The sequence below is a fragment of the Variimorphobacter sp. HTMS_6 genome (assembly GCF_059717775.1).
Map to the genome: position 1 here is coordinate 2,346,288 of NZ_AP046094.1, position 19,661 is coordinate 2,365,948.

Here is a 19,661-nt window from a genome sequence, read left to right on the forward strand (position 1 = left end):
TGTTACTCTTATAGTAATACTCTCTTCTTAATTACAATAGGATATGCAATTGATCAATCAAATCTTTGAAGCTGCAGTATATGAATCTCTTTATAATTCAAAGAGCTATCTGTTGACTTTTGTTAATATAAGCCATATAATATTTAACCTCGCAAGAATTCGATTTATGTCGACACCATATTTGAGTTGAAAGGATATTACTATGCACATTACATTTCAAGAATTATCAGAAGCGCATCAAAAACCGGTCATTGATATTTACAATCATTATGTAAAAACAGGGACTGCAGCATTTCCACCTGAGCCAGTATCGTATGATTCATTTAGCAGATTTTTAAGTATTGCTAAAAATTATCCAGCCTACGCTGTTACGAATGAAAACAATTTAGTTATTGGATTCTGCATGTTAAGTGAATATATACCACATAGTACCTTTAACATAACAGCAGCATTAACATATTTTTTATCACCTGAATATACAGGAAAAGGAATTGGGAGTATGTGTATTAAAAAATTGGAAGAAGAGGCCAAGAAAAGAAATATTACAAATCTGATTTCTGATGTTTCTTCTGAAAACACTGGAAGCATTAATTTCCACAAAAAACACGGATTTACTGTAATAGGGGAACTAAACAATATTGCAACGAAGTTTGGACGTGATTTTGGACTGATATTAATGCAGAAAAAGATATAAGTAAAAAGGCTTATGTCGTCATTTTATTGATTACATAAGCCTCAGTTTTTCATAAATTTAGGATATTCTCTAGATTTATTCTTATGATTAATGAATTCTCTATTGCAATTCACCGCGAAGCATTACCTTTTCCAAAACGAACTGATCGGATGTGATTAATAAATCCGCTGTCTTTCCAACCTCTATACTCCCAACCCTATCGTCCGCGTGAATTGCCTTAGCAGGATAAAAGGTTGCACTAAGTATCGCTTGTTCCGGGCTAACACCGCTTTGAATACTATATCGCAGAGCCTCAAATAGATTCGTGGTTGAGCCTGCTATGGTACCATCGGATAGTACAGCCTTTTTATTATTTACCGTGACCTTCTGTCCTCCAAGCTCATATTCTCCGTCCGATAAACCGGCTGCACTCATCGAATCCGAGATTAATATAATCTTATCGCCAAAAGCTTTAAAAACCAATCGAATGACTGAAGGGTGAACATGGATACCATCGCATATCAACTCTGCATTTACATTACAATCTGATGCTACCCCGATTAAGCCGGGTTCCCTGTGATGCATGCCGTTCATCCCATTAAACAGATGTGTGATATGACTGGCACCGCAATCAACTGCTTTTTTGCCTAATTCATAATCGCAGCTAGTATGCGCTAAGGATATCACCTTATCCTTGTGATAGGTTTTGATAAAATGAAATGCACTCTCAAGCCTTGGATCCAAATTTACAATCCGAATGTTGTGATTCGCGCACGCATCCAGCTCTTCAAAGAGTTTTTCATCGATACTTGCAAGAAGCTTTTCATCATGCGCTCCTTTTTTATCAATGCCTAAGTAAGGTCCTTCCATATTAATACCAAGAATCGTACTGCCCTCTGAGCTTGTATTCATCGCTGTACGAATTACGGTCATTGCTCTTTTATGCTTCTCATGCTCCATCGTAATGGTTGTGCCTAAAACCGATGTTACACCCTGTTGTGCATAATATCTGCGCATTAATTCGATTTCATCAACGGATGCGATTGCAAAATCATGCCCAACACATCCATGCGTATGGATATCGATTAAGCCTGGAATAATCAACTTATCGCTGCAGTCATAATAACCATCCCCATCAATACAATCGGATATTTTGGCGATTTCACCATCCGTTACTTGAAGATCAAGTCTTTGGAAGCATCCCATATAAAATATCATAGCATTTTTTAATATCATATCCTTATCCTCATTAATATCATCTTCAAATCATCACTCTACCTTATTTACCTTTTGACCTGTATTACATCTTTCAGTTATGTAAGTCCTAACATACATTTTACAGTGAGTAACAAACATGATTCCTGCACGTAATATTCTGTATCCTTAGCAGATTACTGCCTCTGCAAAATACTCCGGAAGATGAAAATCAGGTCTAGGGCTATCGATTGGTGCATAGCTTGCATAATGCTCCAGCTCAGCATCTTCACATATCTTGTAGAAATTGCAGGTAAAATGATCATTCTTTTTCAATGGCTCCATCTCATATAACTCCGTGATTAATCCCATCGGAATCTGTAATAAAGCGCTCCAAAACTCTTCCTCGATTGATACATCACATTGAGCTGTTTGATTCGTTATTTGTTTTAAAAATTGACGATTTCCTTTATTCCCGAATTGGCTTAGCATTGCACTATTCGCATTCATCTCAAAATTAACATATCTCTGTTCTCCGCTATCCGGTGAAAAATCAAAGAACGCTTCCACCGCACTATCCTTATAAACGGGATCGTCCCTATGTTGATAATGACGTAGAGGATTTTTTTCTTCCACTGTTATGGATACGATAAATCCGAACCCTTCCAAATATCCCATTCTTCCATATGCTTTTGGCCGGTAACTGCCTAACCATTGATAATGATCGATTTGAAATATATCGCATTGATCAATCTCTTCCACTCCTGTAATTCGTTTCACATAGTATGGCATGTAAACCTCCTATCATAGTAATTTTTTCATATTTATTGATAACCATTCGGATTATTCTTCTGCCATCTCCAGGAATCCTCACACATCTCGTTGATATCTCTGCATGCCTTCCACCCGAGTTCTTTTTCCGCTAAAGAAGCATTAGCATAGCACATAGCAATATCACCCGGTCTACGGGGTTTTACTGTATATGGAATATCTTTTTCACAAACCTTTGAGAATGCTTTAATCATCTCAAATACACTGTAGCCAACCCCGGTACCGAGGTTATAGACACGAACCTTAGGCTCTTCCTCCATCTTACGAATCGCTTTTACATGTCCTGCAGCAAGATCCATAACATGAATATAGTCGCGAACACCACTTCCATCATGCGTATCATAATCGTCACCATATGCACCAAGAACCTTTAACTTCCCAACTGCGGTCTGAGTGATATAAGGCACCAAATTATTCGGAATACCATTAGGATTCTCACCAATTAATCCGCTTTTGTGTGCTCCAATCGGATTAAAATAGCGAAGAAGAATCACATTCCATTCCGGATCTGAAACATGAAGATCACCAAGAATTTCTTCCAGCATCAACTTAGTTCTTCCGTAAGGATTCGTGGCAGAAAGCGGAAAATCTTCTTTAATTGGTACTGTTTCCGGATTCCCATAAACGGTTGCAGAAGAGCTAAATACGATTTTTTTCACGCCAAAGTTTTTCATAACCTTTAATAACACCAATGTTCCGGTAATATTATTTTGATAGTATTCCAACGGTTTGGCAACAGACTCTCCAACCGCTTTGAGTGCAGCAAAGTGAATTACTGCATCGATATTCTCCTTCTGAAACACCAGGCTTAAATCTGCCTCATCACATATATCAACTTTATAAAACGTTATCTCTTTCCCTGTGATTTTCATAACTCTACGAATTGATTCCTCACTGGAGTTACATAGATTATCCAAAGCAATAACATCATATCCGGCTTCAAGAAGCTCTATACAGGTGTGGCTTCCTATGTAGCCCGCTCCTCCGGTTACTAATATCGTCATAGAATCCCTCTTTTCTTTATTTTGCGTATACTTTATATTTATCAACAATCAGTTTCATCGCTTCCCATTTTCTTTCCATATCTTTAACAAGCTTTAGCTGTGTTCTGCAACGATCCAAATTATGTTTTTCTCTGTGAATTCTGAAATAATTATCTCCTTGCAAATAATCGGTTAAAAATCTCATTCCACATTCCATCGTCATCGTCTTTGCTCCCATTGGCAGCATTTCCACTTCTTTCTCAGTAATACTTCCCTCACAACCTTCTAAAAAGCCTCTTGTATATGCTTCAAACAAATTTAAATCCAAGGTTACCTTAGATAAGTCCGTCTCATCTTCCGCGGCAGTATTTGCACCAAAGCGAATGGAATCACCAAAATCAAAAATTGACAGGCCTGGCATTATGGTATCCAGATCGATAACACAGATTCCTTTTCCGGTCGTATTATCCATCATGATATTATTGAGCTTTGTATCGTTATGGGTGACCTTAAGGGGCAGTTCTCCCTTTTTTAGAAGCTCCATACAGGTTTCCATCTCCTGCTTATGCTGGCGCAGGAATTCAATCTCTTCGCTAACCTCACAAGCTCGATTGTAGATATCCTTCTCCACCGCCTCTTCGAATACCTCGTAGCGGGCAGGTGTATTATGAAAATCAGGAATGGTTTCATATAAACTTGATGCATCAAAGTCTTCCAGTAACTTTTGAAAATGTCCAAATGCTAATGCGCTCTGATAAAAATCCTCTGGTTTCTCCACCTGTTCATAGCAAACCGTATCTTCAATAAATTGATATGCTCTCCAATACGAACCGATACTGTCAACATAAAAGGTCTTTCCATCTTTTGTATTTACCACGTTCAATGTCTCACGGTTTACATCTCCATTTGCTTCAGTAATCTTTCCTCTTAAAAATGAGGTTACTCCGCATATATTCTTCATTAATTTAGCTGGGTCTTTAAATATCTCATGATTCATCCTTTGCAGAATGTATTTTTCAACCGTTCCATCTTCTCTTCGGAATCGAATAAGGAAGGTATCATTAATATGTCCATGGCCATATCTGGCATGATCCATATATTCACCATGAAATACAATTCCCTCAATGGCCTCATCTATTTTTACACAATATTCTTCTCTTGTCATAATCGCTGCCTCCATTTCTTTTCTAATTCCACAGCTGTTCCGGATACAATCCATTATGCTTCATATCACGAATGGCATCTTCAACAACTTGTTTATCTTCTTTGTAGGTAACCCCATACCATTTATCCTTCGATTCCAGTACCGATACGGTTGCTTTACCATCAGATAAAAGTTCACCTACAACAGCAGGTAAAAAATATTCCGATTTCAACGGATTATTCACGGCATCCTTCTCCAGAAAGCTTATAAACTTATCTTTCAGTACAGTAAGGATGCTCTTATGGAATCCCCATAAGTTCATAGAAACCGTACTGGTAAGTGGAATCTCTGCCCAACTTTTACCGTCATCTTCAGTAAATGCAGCAGCATTATCACGCTTTTCTATGTGTGTTCGTTCAGTGATTCTCTCCAGAAAGCCGTGTTCATTCACCTCACATACACCTCTCGCAACATGCCCATGTTCCGTTAATGTATTCTCTAGTACATACCCAACCATACTGTAATGGGAGGCATCCTGTTCATTTTCATTTATCAATTGGTCATATATCATAGAAAAAGCATGGCTGCCATAATAATCATCGGCATTAATCACTGCAAATGGTCCATCAATGATGTCGATACAACTTAAGATTGCATGTCCGGTTCCCCAGGGCTTTACCCTACCATTTGGCACATTTAATCCATCCGGCAGATTATCAAGCTTCTGATACGCATATTCTACTTCAATATATTTTGATATTCGATCACCGATTCTTTCTTTGAATTCGATCTCAATTTCGGGCTTTATAATGAATATCACCTTTTTAAAACCTGCTTTCATCGCATCATAAATCGAAAAATCAATAATAAGATTCCCCTGCTCATCTACAGGATCGATCTGCTTTAGTCCACCATACCTGCTGCCCATGCCGGCAGCCATTATTACTAATACCGGTGTTGTCATCCTCATTCATCCTTTCTGACTTCTATTCGATAACCAACTCATATTGCTCTTATTCCATATACGATTGATTTTATATTCTTAATTACATAACCCTACTGAATTCATATTACAATTAAGGGTTGAAACATCTATTGTTAATAGCGCATCCTCATCTGCCACAACGATAAGATTCTTATGGAGCTGTAATATGGAAGCCGGAACCTCCGGAGAGATTGGTCCAGTTAAAGCGCTCGTCAACGCTTTTGCCTTATCCTTCCCGCTAACCACCAGCAGAATCTTCTTTGCCTGCATAATCGTATGAATTCCCATTGTATAGGCATAATGAGGTACTATTTCACCTTCTTCGAACAACCTTGAATTCGCTTCTATTGTACTTTGTGCTAATTTCACACAATTGGTTCCTTTTTCAAATTTATCACTGGGCTCATTAAAACCTATATGACCATTATGACCCAGCCCCAGTAGCTGCAAATCTACACCGCCCAATTCCTGAATTACCTTATCATATCTCTTGCACTCATATTCCGTATTTTCTTCCATTCCGTTTGGAAGATATGTATTTTCCTGCTTTACATTCACATGCTGAAATAAATGCTGTTTCATATAGTACCGATAGCTTTGTTTGTTATTCTCTGATAGTCCTTTGTATTCATCCAAATTAACCGTTTTGATTTCCGCGAAATCAAGGTCACCCTTTTGATACCATTGAATTAAGTGCTGGTATATTTGAATTGGAGTGGATCCTGTTGCCAGACCCAATACACTACCAGGATTGATAATCATCTCAGCTGATATAATATTAGCTGCTTTACGACTCATTTCATTATAGTTTTTCACTTGATAGAGTGTCATAGTAATATCTCCTATCATAATTTCATACGTTTTGTAGTAAGTAGTTTAATTGTCGGTTCAAAAAACGCAGAACAAATCAATTTCTATTAGCGTAATACAGGCCACTAGTGATGTAATAATCGATTAGTGGCCTGTTTAATTATGGATACTTACTTATTCTTCGCTAAATACTCATCCATCTGTTTTTGAACCTCAGCTATATATTTGTCGATTCCGGCATCCTTGAGCTTCTGAATCGCCTTCGGATATTCTTTATCAAAATCTGCGAAACCATATAATATAGGATCTAAATCTTTCTTTGCAATTTCTCCTACCGCTGTCTCGATGTCTTTTACATTTGCATTATTAAAACGGAATCCGATTGATTTTGCTTCGATCGCCTTATCATCCCATTTTTGATATTCATCAATATAAGCCTGGCTGATTTCCGGTGCAAAGAGCTGGTAATTCTCATTACGGAACATCCACTCATAGAAAAAGTCACTCTTTGTGATTCGTTCAATTCTATCGTTAACTATCTTGTAGTCCTTATCCTTCACACCATATAAAGAGAAAAGATAGTTATCCTGTGATTTGTACATCCAATTTAAGAACTTCATTGCGCCTTCCGGATTCGGAGCAGTCTGTGGGATACAAAGCACTTCACCGCCTGTCGCAATTACATAACGTGGTTCATCCGGTTTTAATATATAGGATTTTAGTTTTGCATTCGGAGCATTTGCCTTCACACTGTCAATGATCTCATTCTCTTTCCCTAAAGAACCTTCTACCCACAAATATAAGCCTGTCTGCATACGGGAATCGCGCTCATTATATTTGATTGTCAGATCATCGGAATACAGTCCGGAATTATACATATCACGATTGTACTGTGCTACCTTTTTGAATGCATCTGTTTCATAATAGTCGTATACTTTATTCGTATTCTCACCGTAAACTGCAAGATCACCGTTAGCTACCCAGTTAAGCTGTTCATCTGCGAATCCTCTAGTCAAAGGTTTAAAAATCGGATCTGCAGGTCCTTTCATCTCCGGGAACTTCGCTTTGGCTTTTTCTGCAAATGTCTTTAGATCTTCCGGTGTCTTGATTTCGTGCATTCCTACTGCTTCCAGAATATCTTGGCGAACACATACCAACTGGAACATACCGGAGGACGGAGCATATGCAGTTGGGATACCATAGATTTTTCCGTCAATTGAACTTCCTTTAAGCTGTTTTTCAGGAAGAACCTTCAGCATATCCTGTCCATATTTGTCTATTAGATCATTCATAACCATTGCCTGTTTCTTGTTAACAAAAGTAGCAAGATCAGGAAGACCATCCCAGTATAGATCAATTGGTTCATTTGCTGCCAGCATAATATCCTTTTGCTCCCAGTACTGATCCCATGGAACATAGATCATTTTGACTTTCAACCCGAGGTCATCTTTCATCTTCTTAGCAAATTCGTTGCCCATAAAATCTGTCATTCTTTCGCTTTCATCGCCGGGATACAGAATCGTAACGGTGTCTTTTGATCCACCCTTTTTTCCACATCCACTCAACAGGCTAAGTGCTAATACAATTGTTAACATAATACATAAAAACTTTTTCATAGCATCCTCCTTATTTTTATTTTAAGCCGCTTATCCGGCTGAAAAACATGAATTATATTATACCTACTCTTTTACTGCACCGGTCATAATGCCTTGGACAAAATACTTCTGTACCATAGGATACAGGAATAAGATAGGACCGATTGTGATAATTGTTACCGCCATCTTCACTGTTTCAGCTGGTAATGCGATACCAGCTGTGGCACCGGCAGGAATACGTCCGGAGCTAATTGCATTGACATTGGATAATATGGTATATAAATAATATTGAAGAGGGTACAAGTTCTTATCATTGATAAAAATCAATGCATTCCACCAATCATTCCAATATTGCAGCGCATACATTAATCCAACCGTTAATACAGCTGTTTTAGAAAGTGGCATTGCAATGATTCGGTAAACTCTAAAATCACCTGCTCCGTCAATCTTTGCCGCTTCGTATAAGGATGGTGAGATGCTTGAGAAATATGTCCTCATCAAAAACATATTCCATACACTAAAGACGGAAGGCAGTATCAAGGCCAGGATATTATTCTTAAGTCCATAATAATTTACACAAACCACATACCATGGAATCAGTCCGGCAGAAAATACGATAGTAAAATTACAGATGAAAGCAATAACATTTCGATACTTTAAGCTCTTTATTGATAATGCGTAAGCCATCATACTGGTAATAAACATTGCACTAAGTGTACCCACCACCGTTACAAATATTGTCACGATATAGGATTTAAAAATCTGTGCACCACTATTGGAAAATATATATTGATATGTATCAAAAGTAGCCTTTTGTGGAATTATGTTATATCCATTCTTTACTATCTCATGCTCGGAAGACAAAGACACACTTAAGGTAAGTAATAAGGGATAAATACAGACGATTCCGAGTAATCCGATAAATAAATAAGCAAATATTGTAACACCGCGATCTGTAAGTGATATTTTTCTCTTCATCAGAAAAGCCCCTCCCCATCATTCATCTTTTTAGCAACCTTGTTTGCTATCATTACCAAAATCAGTCCCATGATAGACTGGAACAGGCCTATCGCTGTCGAGTAAGAAAAGCCCATCGTTCTCATTGTCTGATATACATAGGTATCAATAACCGTTACAGCATCCATAAGCACCGGATTGTTACCAACAATACCGTATATCATACCAAAGTCACCATAGAAGATACGCCCTATGCACATTAATGTAAGGATCACTGCCGTCGGTTTTAACATAGGGATTGTCAAATGTATAATTCTCTGGATTTTTCTTGCTCCATCCACTTCTGCTGCTTCATACAAAGAACCATCAAAGTTTGCCATCGCAGCCATATAGATGATGGAATTATAACCGCACCATTTCCACGTATCCGCAAAGATTATGATACCCTTCCAGTACTGAGGCTCTCCATACCACTTCACAGGCTTCATGCCCAACTGAACCAATATATTATTTACAACACCTACATCTGTGGAGAAGAAGCCGTAAATAATTGCTCCAACTACAACCCAAGATATAAAAAACGGAAAAAACATAAAGCTTTGTGTTAATTTTTTAAATACTTTACTACGGATTTCATTGAAAAAGATTGCTACACTGATTGGAACAATTAAACCTAATATAATGTTAAAAAAGTTAATAAATAATGTATTATAAATTACTCTCCAACCCATGCTGTGACTGGAGAAGAAAAATTTAAAATTATCCAGTCCAACAAATTTACTTCCAAATATTCCATCAACCACATTAAAATCAGTAAAAGCCATCCATGTTCCCGCAAAAGGAATATAGCAGAACATGATTAAGATAATGAGGCCGGGGACACACATGAGGTAGAGCTGGCGGTTTTTCTTTATTTCTTTCATAAATCCGCCTTTTCTATTTCCCATCATATAACTGTCATTCTTTTTTTCTTCCATTGCTTTCATTCATCTCACCACTCTTTGCCTATGATAGTTAAGCCTTAAGTAACTGTTTCTTTAATTCATCCAAATCAATAATACTTCCGGTAGTTCTTGATAACTCTGCAGCATAGGCCATGATATGACTTTCGACCGATTGCTTGATTGATGATTTACTAATATCCACATCTGTTTCAATCATCTCCAGAAAATTGTCCATCAGCAATGAATCTCCGCCACCATGTCCGCTGTACACCACACCCGGATGAATTACTTCCTGCTTATATTCATCTACCATATTGGAGGTAAATCTTGTAATTTCGATTATATTGGCATTATCATCTCCACGAATTTCCCCATTCTCACACATAATCTTAATGGTTCGACTCATCTTATTAGTAAATCCACTTAGGTTAAAGCTAACTGTTACGCCATTCTTAAATTCAATTAAAGCTACCTGATTATCACAAACATCGTTATCACATCGATATACACAACGTCCATATGGACTATCTTCCAACGCTTTCTTTAGCCCATCCTCTGATTGATCCTGTGTAATCATGGTTGCCGGCCAGTTTCCTCGAACAGGAAGATATGTCTTAATTGCATCAAACCGACATTCCTCTGCCACTTTACAGGTCAAACAACGTTCTGAACTATTCTCCGGTGCATTCTCTTCTTTAAAATACTTTAGGCTGCCAAAAGAAGTAATTCGCTTGGCTTCACTGTCTGCCAGCCAGGTGAGTATATCCATATCATGGCAGGATTTTTGCATTACCAAAGGACTTGTTAAATCGCTTCTTCTCCAGTTTCCTCTGACAAAGGAATGAGCGATATGGAAGTTTCCAACATTCTCATTATGTTGAATACTAATTACCTTACCAAGATCTTTGCTATCCAGTATTTTTTTAATACTACTGAAGAAATTCGTATAACGCAAAACATGGCATACAATTACTTTACAGCCCTTTTCATCCGCTTTTTTCTGAATCTCCAAAGCTTCGCTCGGATTTGGTGAGATCGGTTTTTCAAGAAGAATATCATATCCCATCTCTAATGCTTCCATTGTCTGTTTGTAATGATCCTGATCCATGGATGCTATTATTAACGCATCGCCTATCTTGCCCTGTTGAAAGAATTCTTCGGTAGAGGTGAATTGCTTCTCCTTGGGTATGCCGAATTTTTCAACTGCAGCCCTTCTCCTATTATCATCAGGCTCAACCACTGCAATGATTTCTGCTTTTTCTGATTGAAAAGCATATTCTGAATATATCATTCCTCGTTGTCCTGCACCAATTAACGTCAACTTCAATTGTATAACCTCCTATGTATTATGATTCTTTAAAATGATGCTGCCTCTTTACGAATAAAATGGCAATCGTCAACAAAAGTCCTGTAAATAGAAATATAAATTGCATGTTTGATATCTCAAATAGATAAAACTTAATCTTAATTGTTTGTAATTTTTTATACGCAATGGATCCCATCAGTGCGCCTACAAAACTAATCACGCAAGCAACCGCTGAGGTGATACCGAGATATGCGGTTTTTCCTGATTCCGGTGATAGATTATACTGCAAATTCGTTGATGCCATTGCAAATGCTCCATTACAGCTAGTGAGTGCAACCTGAAGAAAGAACACGAGCACCAAAGCATTATTAGGTGTGACCATAACCCAACCAAGATAGCAGAATATAATGATTCCTCCGCTTATCTTCAACAGATGAAACCACGAAGTGCGATCTGCCAGTCTTCCCCACAGATAGATTGATATCATTCCGATAATATTGCCACATACGCTTACTCCTGATAGATAGGAGTAGCTTAGATGTAGAATTGATATCATATAAACTGGTATAAACGACACGGAAAACTGGACAGCAAAGCTCCATACACTTAAAAATACTATAATTTTTCTATAATTCTTATTTCTTATCGGCATTCTGATCAACCGCAGAAGGCTCTGCTTTATCGGTTCTCGCTTTATAAGGGGTTCATCAATCTGTGAGATTAATACAAAGTCAACCACCGAGATGAATAAAGCAATACCAAACATAATACTAAATCCTATATAAGCCTTATCAATCGCATGGTAATAGTCCATCATAAATCCAACCCCAATTGATACAACCGACACACAGAACATACTAGCTATATCCTTAATTGCAAGAAATTTACCACGCTTTTGGTCGGGTGCAACACTTAAATACCACTGACTTAATCCGGGTGTAACAAAGCCCGCTATCATAAAGCTTATCGTATATATAATCATGATGATTGTTAGTCTTAGCTCTCTCTCTTCCACCAGCTTTGGAACTAATATCAAGGTACCCACGGAAAATCGAAATAAAAAACAGCTAAGACAAATCAATAATTTGCGATGTTTCAGTCGCTCAAATATGTAGGGAGAAAGCATCTGCATGATACACCCAAGCTGAGGGATAGCCCCCATTATCGTACAATATTGTTCCGATGCTCCCAGATAAACCAGGTAGCCGATAAGGAAGGTGCCTGAGGTAAGGGTATTAATAATCCCTGCACTCGGCCCGGATAATATCATTGTGATTTGACTTCTTTTAAAATCCTGCTCCGATAATTTCTGACTGTAAAAGAATTTCCGCTGAATATGCTGTTGAATTTTTGTCGCCATAGTTTAACTTGGTACCTTGGGATCCTCTAAAGGATAATAACCCTCCGGATAAAAGTGATTCCAGATCTCAAACAGTTCTTTCCTCTCTTTTATATCAACTTCTATCTCTCCAAGCGGATAAAAACCGTGCTCTTGCACGCCCTCTATATTGAGCTTCATCGGAGTATCCTCATCAAAGAATATACCGGTATACAGTGAGTAAATTCCCGGCTCCATAACCGGTAAATGTATGATTTCATTATGCGTGATGTCACCCGGTCTCCACACACCGCAGTCTATATGTAAATCTAAGATATATTCCAATTCAGCTTTTTTCAGTTTAACCTTCAGTTCAAAACTTGTATAACAAAGAGCAGATCCATCATTCACAACCCAGTAACGAATGGGCAAAGCTCCTCCAACGGATATCTTCTTCGGATAAGTCACTCTTCGAAGTGTATAACTATATCCGATATCAATCGGGGCATCAGCATATGCTACATGCCATCTCTTGCTTTCCCTTAATACATTTTCACCAACTTCACCTTCAGGCTGAAGAAGTATAGGAGCGTTCTCCCAGGTTTTTTGCAGCCCATATCTTGCAAAATCCTCACAAACTTCAATCCAGTTTGTTTCATTACAGGCTACCGTTAATCCGAATTCCACCTTCTTATTCTTTAGATAAGTAATTAATTCTTTATCCTTAAGATCCGCTATAATCGGTATCTCTTCAAAAGCATCAATATAAGCCTCCCAGATGTCAGTTGAACTGTTTTGTGAAGCTATCATGACTCCAGCCAGGTACCGTTCCTTCTTAAGACTGCTGCCAATTCGGCGAATCAAACGGGAGAAGCACCTGTTTTCAGAACCATTCACCCACATAGGGGCATTTGGCACTATGATAAGCACCGGATTCAATGTCATCTTTATTTTCTCTTTCAACCCGTCAAGCTGATAGATTCCGCGCTCCTTTTCAAGTTCATCCCATGAATATCGTAAGTATGTAGCATAACCACGGCCAATATTCTCCTGCAGTTTATCCGTAGGCTTAAGTCTGATAATCTCCGACTCATAAGGGCTGTAATTCTCTAGCGAATATTTACCCACAATCTGTCCCCCTTATTTTAGATGGCTGTCAACTACAGTCATAAATTTATCGATATCTTCTTTTGTAACATACGTGTTTTGTGTTACCCGATTCACATCTTCCTTTAGTACAATCATACTCATTGTATTAAAACGCGCTCCGGTCTTCATATAGGCTGCTGCTGCTCTCTGAAGTGAGGACTTAAGCTCAACTTGTTCAGGATCCGCCTTCCAATCACCGAAGGCTTCATAACGAAGCATCCCATCCCCTTCCTCAATCGGATAGAGATAGAATTGTCTTTGTACCTTGATTATATTACTTGTTTCATTATCAAGAATTAGTGATAATCTAGAATCGTATAACCAGCTTTCACTCCAAAATCCTTTAATATTTAATTCCGGGAAATATTTCTTATAGAATTCAATCGCCAATTCCATCGAATTCTTCAATCTCTCCGGATTATAGCCGGGGCCTGCGGGCACATGAAGTGCTAGGAGGGTATCCCCCTTTTCAAGTGCTATATCCCACTCAATTTTCGTAATTGTAATCGGGTTTTCTTCAACAAAACCCATTGGATTAATCAGATTAGCGGTAATCATGCTGTCATCTTCTTTCCATACGGAGACGAACTTACCTTTTTCATCAAACACCTCATTTATGCCATTCACCTGACCATCTCTGCGGAACTCTTCCTCCGCATCCCTCAGTGCAATTACTTTACCTGTGGTTCGATTTCTAAACATCGTAAATGAATCTCCGAATTTGTATGGAATAAATAGAAACCGATCCATCTGAAAGATCGAACAAGTGTAAAAATTCATATCCCATGGAAAATCACTTACTTTTGTATCACCCTTCTTGATTAATTTTGCAAATTGATTTTTCATTGGGCGATACGGAATATCCGAGTAATACTCCTCCAAAACGCCTCGTTCCTGCAGCATCCCCATAGAAGGTTGCACGCATGCCAGTAGCAGAAGGAAGGAATAAAGCTCTTTCCCAACTACCAAGCAAGACGGAGTCAATGAAATATAATTATCAGTATCACAGCGATTTCTTGCTGAGCACATATCCCATACTAAAAATTTTGTAAAATGAAATAATATATTATCCTTTTCAATCGCTTCTACTCCGGTCAAAAGTAATCTACTTTGTTCCTCCGGAACGAAAAAACGTTCTAATGTATCCTCTAGAAATCCTCTATCAATCAGATGTTTTTCCTCCGTCGCCTGATAAAGTTTATAATATTTATCCAGTCCCTCCGGCAGATTGTCAAATCCACAATAGTTTACACATTCTTCGAATTCATATAAATTCATAGTAAGCCTGACCCTCCTTAATTGATTTTAATGGTACCCATTTTATAATAACCATCCTTTTCACCTGCGATTGCAAGCTTTACATTACCAATCTCCTTAATTCCAGTTTCAATTCCAATGAGAAGATCATATTCTCCTGAGGTAAGTTCTGGCGGAATAACAAATTCCTCTTCCCAAAGTATATCCATATCCGGTAACCAGTTCCTGATATCTGTTTTACTTATAAAGGTATGGGAACCGCTTTCGTTTACCAATCTTATCACCAATGGGTAATTATGATAAATAGGTGCAACACCCACGTTTGCCCATAAAGCACTGATAAGTAGCTTCTGTTTTCTTTCAACCGTTGCATCACATACGAACTTGCGTAGTTCAAAACGGTATCCCATACGATTTAGCCATCCTAGAACTTTCTCTTTCCAAGCTTCGGGCACCGTTGTACCCTTACTGTTGAAGGAGGAGATGTGCCATTTTAGAGATTCCTCAATGATATAATCGATATCCCACCCCTGTAGGTACCAGTCATTCATATGCCAGCAAGCTTCAAATACAATGGGTGCCTTCTCCCACGCATGCTCCATATGGAAATTACAGATATTTTCAGGGTAGAAATCCTCCATATGAGACCATTCCACACCGTGAAAACCGCCCATATCACCGAGGCAATCTACTCGAAAACCAATTGTTTCACTACGCTCACTTATCACACCAATCGATTTCGGATCATGAAGCAGCGCCTGTAACGGGGTTATTTTAAAATTATCTATGTAAGCATCTGAGATGCATCGAATCTTTTCTATGTCTACAAATTCCGTTCCTCCGCCTTCACCCCATGCTCCAACCATTGCCATGTCTACCGAGCTGATGATAGGATGACCGTCAAAGTGCTTTGCAAATTCACGAATGAAAGTAGACCAATAATTTGCATACGGGGAAACATTGGGATCTACTTTCCAAAAAGGAAATTCCGGCTCTTCCTTCCATTCACTTCGAAACCAATCTGGAATATCCTCTTCTTCATCAAGTGCATAGGGGGAGCAGCGTACAATTGCAGTACATCCAAGGAATTTTGCATATTCCAGCTTCTTCTCCAAAACCTCCCAATGATATTCGCCTTTCTTGGTTTCGATATCTTTCCATCTTACACCGCAGTAAAAAACCTTACTGTCCGGATGATTCCAGGTTTGACTATCGGGGGTAAATTTAAATCGTTCCACTTGCTCCCCTCTGTTATCGCTTACTGATGATATGTCTTCGCCAATCAGTCCCGGTGCAGCTATAAATCCAATCCCGGGATTCGTAAGCATGGAATCAATAATAACCGGATAAGTAATCAATTTCTCTGTCATAATTTATCTCCTTAGTCGGTATAACTTTTTTGAAACAAGATGCAACCACTGGTTATAAAATAATCTGTCATTTTCTTTAACTTATCTACGTTAAATCCAAGTGCCTTTGACAAGCAATCATAACAGGACAACTTGCCAATATGCTTTCCTAGTAACTTTAGATTTAACGCAATCTCCTCATTACTGACTTTACAATCGCAGCCATGACAATGTACCACTTTCATAACTCATTCTCCTTTACTATCCTGCATGACAATTTCAATATACTGCAATTCTTCACTAAAAGGTAATTTGTTACGTAATGTTACGTTTGTTTACTAAACTTCTTGATGTGATTATAACATCCTGTAATCGTTATGTAAATAGTTATTTTCCATAATAAGCACATTTTTTACAACGTCATAATTCAATGATTGACAGAAAGGCACTATTATAATTATAATCATATTAATATATTTACTTTTACTTATTTACTAAACAAAGCGTAAATACAATCCGCATGCACGTAAAGTCCACCGGATTAAGTGATTCTTCAAAGAGGGAGATTATAAATATGAGTACAATACGAGACGTGGCAAAACTGGCTGATGTATCGGTCGCCACAGTATCACGAGTATTAAACAATGATACACAATATAAAATGACGGATGAAACCCGTTCAAGAGTGTGGCAGGCAGTGACCCAGTTAAATTATAAAACAAAGGTTCATGCAAAATCCGCAGCCAACGATGATGCAAATCAACGTAACAATAAAAGCTCACAGAAAATTGGGTGTATTCTTAGCGTCACAAAGGATAAATATAACGATCCTTATTTTATGTCCATACTGTCAGGTATCGAAGCGCAGCTGAAGGAGAACGGCTACGAATTATCCTTTATTAAAACCGGTGCGGAACTAGAGGATAAAAAAGTATTGTATAGCACGTTCGGCGAATCAATCAGTGGATTAATCCTTATGGAGTCCTTAAGTAGTGATACCTACCAATTTATACGGAATCAAGTTCCTAACATTGTTGGTATCGATACCAAATGGGAAGATATTGATAATGTGGGATATGATCATTACAATGTATCGAATATCGCGGTGCAACACCTCATCGCAAAGGGACATAAAAAGATAGGCTATATCGGCGGCAGTGGTATTACAAGGAATATTAAAGAAAGTCTCCGATATCGTGGGTTTTATTCTTCCCTCCATGCTGCAGGCTTAGAAGTCAACCCAGATTGGGTCATTGACTGTGCCTGGGATGAAGAGATCTGCTACACTGAGGTGGGACGTTTATGCAAGGAATCCAACTACCCTACTGCTTTCTTTGTAGCCAGTGACTTGATGGCGATGGCCGCATTAAGCAGCTTATATAATAATGGTATCTCCGTACCGAATGAAGTGGCCGTCGTTGGATTATCGAATATAGAAGTATCAAAGTACTCCAATCCTCCATTGACTACAATTGAGATACCCACGAAGGAAATCGGTATGGTTGCTGTCGATTTGCTAATTTCAAGATTAACCGGATATAAGCTTCTTCCCAAAAAACTATTTCTTCCAATCAACCTAATTCAGAGAAGTTCCACGTAACAAATCTTCTGATAATACATCATCTGTGTCGAAATAAGTCGTATGCATTTATAAAAATAGAGCTGTTGCAAAATAGTAATTCGTAAGGCAATATCTTTTTCCTAAATTGAATTATTTATTATACAACAGCTCTTGGTTTTTCTTATATACCATCTCACTTCACTGTCTCCAAATACAGCTTCATCTGCTTCGCTAACAATTTTCCTCCCAGCCTATTGGGATGAAGGTTATCTACAGTCAGCTTCGATATGGTTTCGTCATTAAAGTCACTATAACGGAATAAATCCAAATATGGTATTTTATAATAAGCGCAAATATCGATGATTGCATTCACATAATCTTCTAAGGTATACCCAATATCATTCGGCTTGTTATAGGATGGACTTAAACTTGTGGCTTCTCTTTTTATTGGTGTAAAGAATACAATGCAGATATGCGGATTTTGCTTCACAATCTCCTCTATCAACCTCTTAGCATAACCATAGAAACTAGGTACTCCAGAACCATCACTCATTGAACCTAATGGCGTATTTTTACCAAAATCATTCGTACCCGCAAAGACAGTTACAAGATCATAGTTTTTTAAGGATTCCATTGATAAAGGGAGAGTCATATCTACCATACATTTGCCACTCAACCCTGCATTATAATACGAGGAGAATCCACAATATCGATTCAAGTACTTCGTATATTTGTTTTGATATGTAATGCTATCTCCGATTGCATACCACTTTTTCCCCTTCCAGTGTTGAGGCACTGTGATTTCATTACGCTTAATTAACATAACCGAACCGGAAGATACCAGGGTAACAAGTATGATGATTAATACCTGTGCTATGATTTTTTTATATTTCATGTTATTCCTTCTTTCAAACATTCTAAGGTTATGTAAAACTTCCATCTTCTATCATTTGATTCAAATTTCTCTCTTTATATCTTTAATATTATTTACCTACTGGTAAAATAATTTATGTTTTCCTCTATCAAATAAACCCTTATATAAAAAGCGACTGCTTTCTCATTTACGAAACGCGAATGAAAAAACAGTCTCTTAATCAATTCATCTTAAAAATATTTCTTGTTACCCCACAGGTTACTTTTCTTCAAATCCAAATATTCATTGTAAGCACGCTCTAATATTTGTTTTTCATTTGCGAATTTCAACATGTGATATGCCTCATGAAATTTGTAGTAACCGGAGTCCATAAAAAACTCTTCCCGTTGTGGTTTGCTGTAATAGCTATCAGACATCATTAAATACCAATGAACATCCTTTAATACTGTATTCTGAGGTGTGCTAAAAGAATATTGACTTTTTCCGATATATTTGATAATGGAAGCATTCGTACCCGCTTCCTCTAATACTTCTCGTATCGCGGTTTCTTTATATTCTTCTCCTTCTTCAACGGTCCCTTTCGGTAAAACCCACCCTTCATATTTGTTCTTATAATTTTTATACAGTAATAAAATCTTTCCTCTGAATATAACTACACCACCACAGCTCGTTGCTTCTACCATCGCAATTCCTCCTGCTATTCGGTGTACCATCTATACTAATTAGCAGTA

The 19,661-nt window shown here is 37.9% G+C and carries 19 protein-coding genes; 2 read left to right on the forward strand and 17 right to left on the reverse strand.

Annotated features, from left to right (window positions below; all coding sequences use genetic code 11):
• Positions 1 to 202: 202 nt before the first annotated feature.
• On the forward strand, positions 203 to 694 hold the full coding sequence (locus AC6IWN_RS10645; RefSeq protein ID WP_497987393.1) for a GNAT family N-acetyltransferase: 492 nt from the start codon (positions 203 to 205) through the stop codon (positions 692 to 694).
• A gap of 99 nt (positions 695 to 793) precedes the next feature.
• On the opposite strand, the gene nagA is transcribed toward AC6IWN_RS10645, so the two are convergent.
• From nagA to AC6IWN_RS10720, 15 genes are all read right to left on the reverse strand, one after another.
• Positions 794 to 1,909, reverse strand: a complete 1,116-nt coding sequence (nagA, locus tag AC6IWN_RS10650; RefSeq protein ID WP_497987394.1) for an N-acetylglucosamine-6-phosphate deacetylase — start codon at positions 1,907 to 1,909, stop codon at positions 794 to 796.
• Positions 1,910 to 2,056: 147 nt separating this feature from the next.
• A complete protein-coding gene (locus AC6IWN_RS10655) occupies positions 2,057 to 2,659 on the reverse strand; it encodes a carbohydrate-binding family 9-like protein (RefSeq protein ID WP_497987395.1) in 603 nt (200 codons plus the stop codon).
• Positions 2,660 to 2,691: 32 nt separating this feature from the next.
• The gene (gene galE / locus AC6IWN_RS10660) at positions 2,692 to 3,702 is read right to left on the reverse strand and encodes a UDP-glucose 4-epimerase GalE (protein WP_497987396.1); all 1,011 of its coding nucleotides are present in this window, start codon (positions 3,700 to 3,702) and stop codon (positions 2,692 to 2,694) included.
• Positions 3,703 to 3,718: 16 nt separating this feature from the next.
• A complete protein-coding gene (locus tag AC6IWN_RS10665; protein WP_497987397.1) occupies positions 3,719 to 4,846 on the reverse strand; it encodes a phosphotransferase enzyme family protein in 1,128 nt (375 codons plus the stop codon).
• A gap of 22 nt (positions 4,847 to 4,868) precedes the next feature.
• Complete coding sequence (locus tag AC6IWN_RS10670) at positions 4,869 to 5,789, reverse strand: nucleotidyltransferase family protein (protein ID WP_497987398.1); 921 nt, start codon at positions 5,787 to 5,789, stop codon at positions 4,869 to 4,871.
• A 78-nt stretch (positions 5,790 to 5,867) separates the two neighbouring features.
• Positions 5,868 to 6,641 (reverse strand): glucosamine-6-phosphate deaminase, encoded by a 774-nt coding sequence (gene nagB / locus AC6IWN_RS10675; RefSeq protein WP_497987399.1) that lies wholly within the window; start codon positions 6,639 to 6,641, stop codon positions 5,868 to 5,870.
• A gap of 149 nt (positions 6,642 to 6,790) precedes the next feature.
• Positions 6,791 to 8,236, reverse strand: a complete 1,446-nt coding sequence (locus AC6IWN_RS10680; RefSeq protein WP_497987400.1) for an ABC transporter substrate-binding protein — start codon at positions 8,234 to 8,236, stop codon at positions 6,791 to 6,793.
• A gap of 63 nt (positions 8,237 to 8,299) precedes the next feature.
• Positions 8,300 to 9,193, reverse strand: a complete 894-nt coding sequence (locus AC6IWN_RS10685; protein ID WP_497987401.1) for a carbohydrate ABC transporter permease — start codon at positions 9,191 to 9,193, stop codon at positions 8,300 to 8,302.
• Positions 9,193 to 10,158, reverse strand: a complete 966-nt coding sequence (locus AC6IWN_RS10690; protein ID WP_497987402.1) for an ABC transporter permease — start codon at positions 10,156 to 10,158, stop codon at positions 9,193 to 9,195. Before AC6IWN_RS10690 ends, AC6IWN_RS10685 begins: the two co-directional genes overlap by 1 nt.
• Positions 10,159 to 10,186: 28 nt before the next feature.
• Positions 10,187 to 11,443: a Gfo/Idh/MocA family protein gene (locus AC6IWN_RS10695; RefSeq protein WP_497987403.1), complete on the reverse strand. Its 1,257-nt coding sequence runs from the start codon at positions 11,441 to 11,443 to the stop codon at positions 10,187 to 10,189.
• Between the two features lie 19 nt (positions 11,444 to 11,462).
• Positions 11,463 to 12,782: an MFS transporter gene (locus AC6IWN_RS10700; RefSeq protein WP_497987404.1), complete on the reverse strand. Its 1,320-nt coding sequence runs from the start codon at positions 12,780 to 12,782 to the stop codon at positions 11,463 to 11,465.
• 3 nt (positions 12,783 to 12,785) lie between these two features.
• Entirely contained in the window at positions 12,786 to 13,868 is a 1,083-nt protein-coding gene (locus AC6IWN_RS10705) for a hypothetical protein (protein WP_497987405.1), read from the reverse strand.
• A gap of 12 nt (positions 13,869 to 13,880) precedes the next feature.
• Positions 13,881 to 15,167 carry a hypothetical protein gene (locus AC6IWN_RS10710; protein WP_497987406.1) on the reverse strand — a complete coding sequence of 429 codons (1,287 nt, stop codon included), beginning with the start codon at positions 15,165 to 15,167 and terminating at the stop codon, positions 13,881 to 13,883.
• Between the two features lie 17 nt (positions 15,168 to 15,184).
• Complete coding sequence (locus tag AC6IWN_RS10715) at positions 15,185 to 16,516, reverse strand: DUF4832 domain-containing protein (protein WP_497987407.1); 1,332 nt, start codon at positions 16,514 to 16,516, stop codon at positions 15,185 to 15,187.
• Positions 16,517 to 16,527: 11 nt separating this feature from the next.
• A complete protein-coding gene (locus AC6IWN_RS10720) occupies positions 16,528 to 16,740 on the reverse strand; it encodes a hypothetical protein (RefSeq protein WP_497987408.1) in 213 nt (70 codons plus the stop codon).
• Positions 16,741 to 17,069: 329 nt separating this feature from the next.
• Here AC6IWN_RS10720 and AC6IWN_RS10725 point away from each other — a divergent pair, with 329 nt between their 5' ends.
• Positions 17,070 to 18,095 carry a LacI family DNA-binding transcriptional regulator gene (locus tag AC6IWN_RS10725; RefSeq protein ID WP_497987409.1) on the forward strand — a complete coding sequence of 342 codons (1,026 nt, stop codon included), beginning with the start codon at positions 17,070 to 17,072 and terminating at the stop codon, positions 18,093 to 18,095.
• Between the two features lie 154 nt (positions 18,096 to 18,249).
• On the opposite strand, the gene AC6IWN_RS10730 is transcribed toward AC6IWN_RS10725, so the two are convergent.
• Both AC6IWN_RS10730 and AC6IWN_RS10735 read right to left on the reverse strand, forming a co-directional pair.
• Complete coding sequence (locus AC6IWN_RS10730; protein WP_497987410.1) at positions 18,250 to 18,951, reverse strand: SGNH/GDSL hydrolase family protein; 702 nt, start codon at positions 18,949 to 18,951, stop codon at positions 18,250 to 18,252.
• A 209-nt stretch (positions 18,952 to 19,160) separates the two neighbouring features.
• Positions 19,161 to 19,613, reverse strand: a complete 453-nt coding sequence (locus AC6IWN_RS10735; RefSeq protein WP_497987411.1) for an NUDIX hydrolase — start codon at positions 19,611 to 19,613, stop codon at positions 19,161 to 19,163.
• Positions 19,614 to 19,661 lie beyond the last annotated feature (48 nt).

Excerpts from the sequence above, each read along its gene's own strand:
- AC6IWN_RS10645 (WP_497987393.1), top strand. The coding sequence starts at position 203 with ATGCACATTACATTTCAAGAATTATCAGAAGCGCATCAAAAACCGGTC.
- nagA (WP_497987394.1), bottom strand. The coding sequence starts at position 1,909 with ATGATATTAAAAAATGCTATGATATTTTATATGGGATGCTTCCAAAGA.
- AC6IWN_RS10655 (WP_497987395.1), bottom strand. The coding sequence starts at position 2,659 with ATGCCATACTATGTGAAACGAATTACAGGAGTGGAAGAGATTGATCAA.
- galE (WP_497987396.1), bottom strand. The coding sequence starts at position 3,702 with ATGACGATATTAGTAACCGGAGGAGCGGGCTACATAGGAAGCCACACC.
- AC6IWN_RS10665 (WP_497987397.1), bottom strand. The coding sequence starts at position 4,846 with ATGACAAGAGAAGAATATTGTGTAAAAATAGATGAGGCCATTGAGGGA.
- AC6IWN_RS10670 (WP_497987398.1), bottom strand. The coding sequence starts at position 5,789 with ATGACAACACCGGTATTAGTAATAATGGCTGCCGGCATGGGCAGCAGG.
- nagB (WP_497987399.1), bottom strand. The coding sequence starts at position 6,641 with ATGACACTCTATCAAGTGAAAAACTATAATGAAATGAGTCGTAAAGCA.
- AC6IWN_RS10680 (WP_497987400.1), bottom strand. The coding sequence starts at position 8,236 with ATGAAAAAGTTTTTATGTATTATGTTAACAATTGTATTAGCACTTAGC.
- AC6IWN_RS10685 (WP_497987401.1), bottom strand. The coding sequence starts at position 9,193 with ATGAAGAGAAAAATATCACTTACAGATCGCGGTGTTACAATATTTGCT.
- AC6IWN_RS10690 (WP_497987402.1), bottom strand. The coding sequence starts at position 10,158 with ATGAAAGCAATGGAAGAAAAAAAGAATGACAGTTATATGATGGGAAAT.
- AC6IWN_RS10700 (WP_497987404.1), bottom strand. The coding sequence starts at position 12,782 with ATGGCGACAAAAATTCAACAGCATATTCAGCGGAAATTCTTTTACAGT.
- AC6IWN_RS10710 (WP_497987406.1), bottom strand. The coding sequence starts at position 15,167 with ATGAATTTATATGAATTCGAAGAATGTGTAAACTATTGTGGATTTGAC.
- AC6IWN_RS10715 (WP_497987407.1), bottom strand. The coding sequence starts at position 16,516 with ATGACAGAGAAATTGATTACTTATCCGGTTATTATTGATTCCATGCTT.
- AC6IWN_RS10720 (WP_497987408.1), bottom strand. The coding sequence starts at position 16,740 with ATGAAAGTGGTACATTGTCATGGCTGCGATTGTAAAGTCAGTAATGAG.
- AC6IWN_RS10725 (WP_497987409.1), top strand. The coding sequence starts at position 17,070 with ATGAGTACAATACGAGACGTGGCAAAACTGGCTGATGTATCGGTCGCC.
- AC6IWN_RS10730 (WP_497987410.1), bottom strand. The coding sequence starts at position 18,951 with ATGAAATATAAAAAAATCATAGCACAGGTATTAATCATCATACTTGTT.
- AC6IWN_RS10735 (WP_497987411.1), bottom strand. The coding sequence starts at position 19,613 with ATGGTAGAAGCAACGAGCTGTGGTGGTGTAGTTATATTCAGAGGAAAG.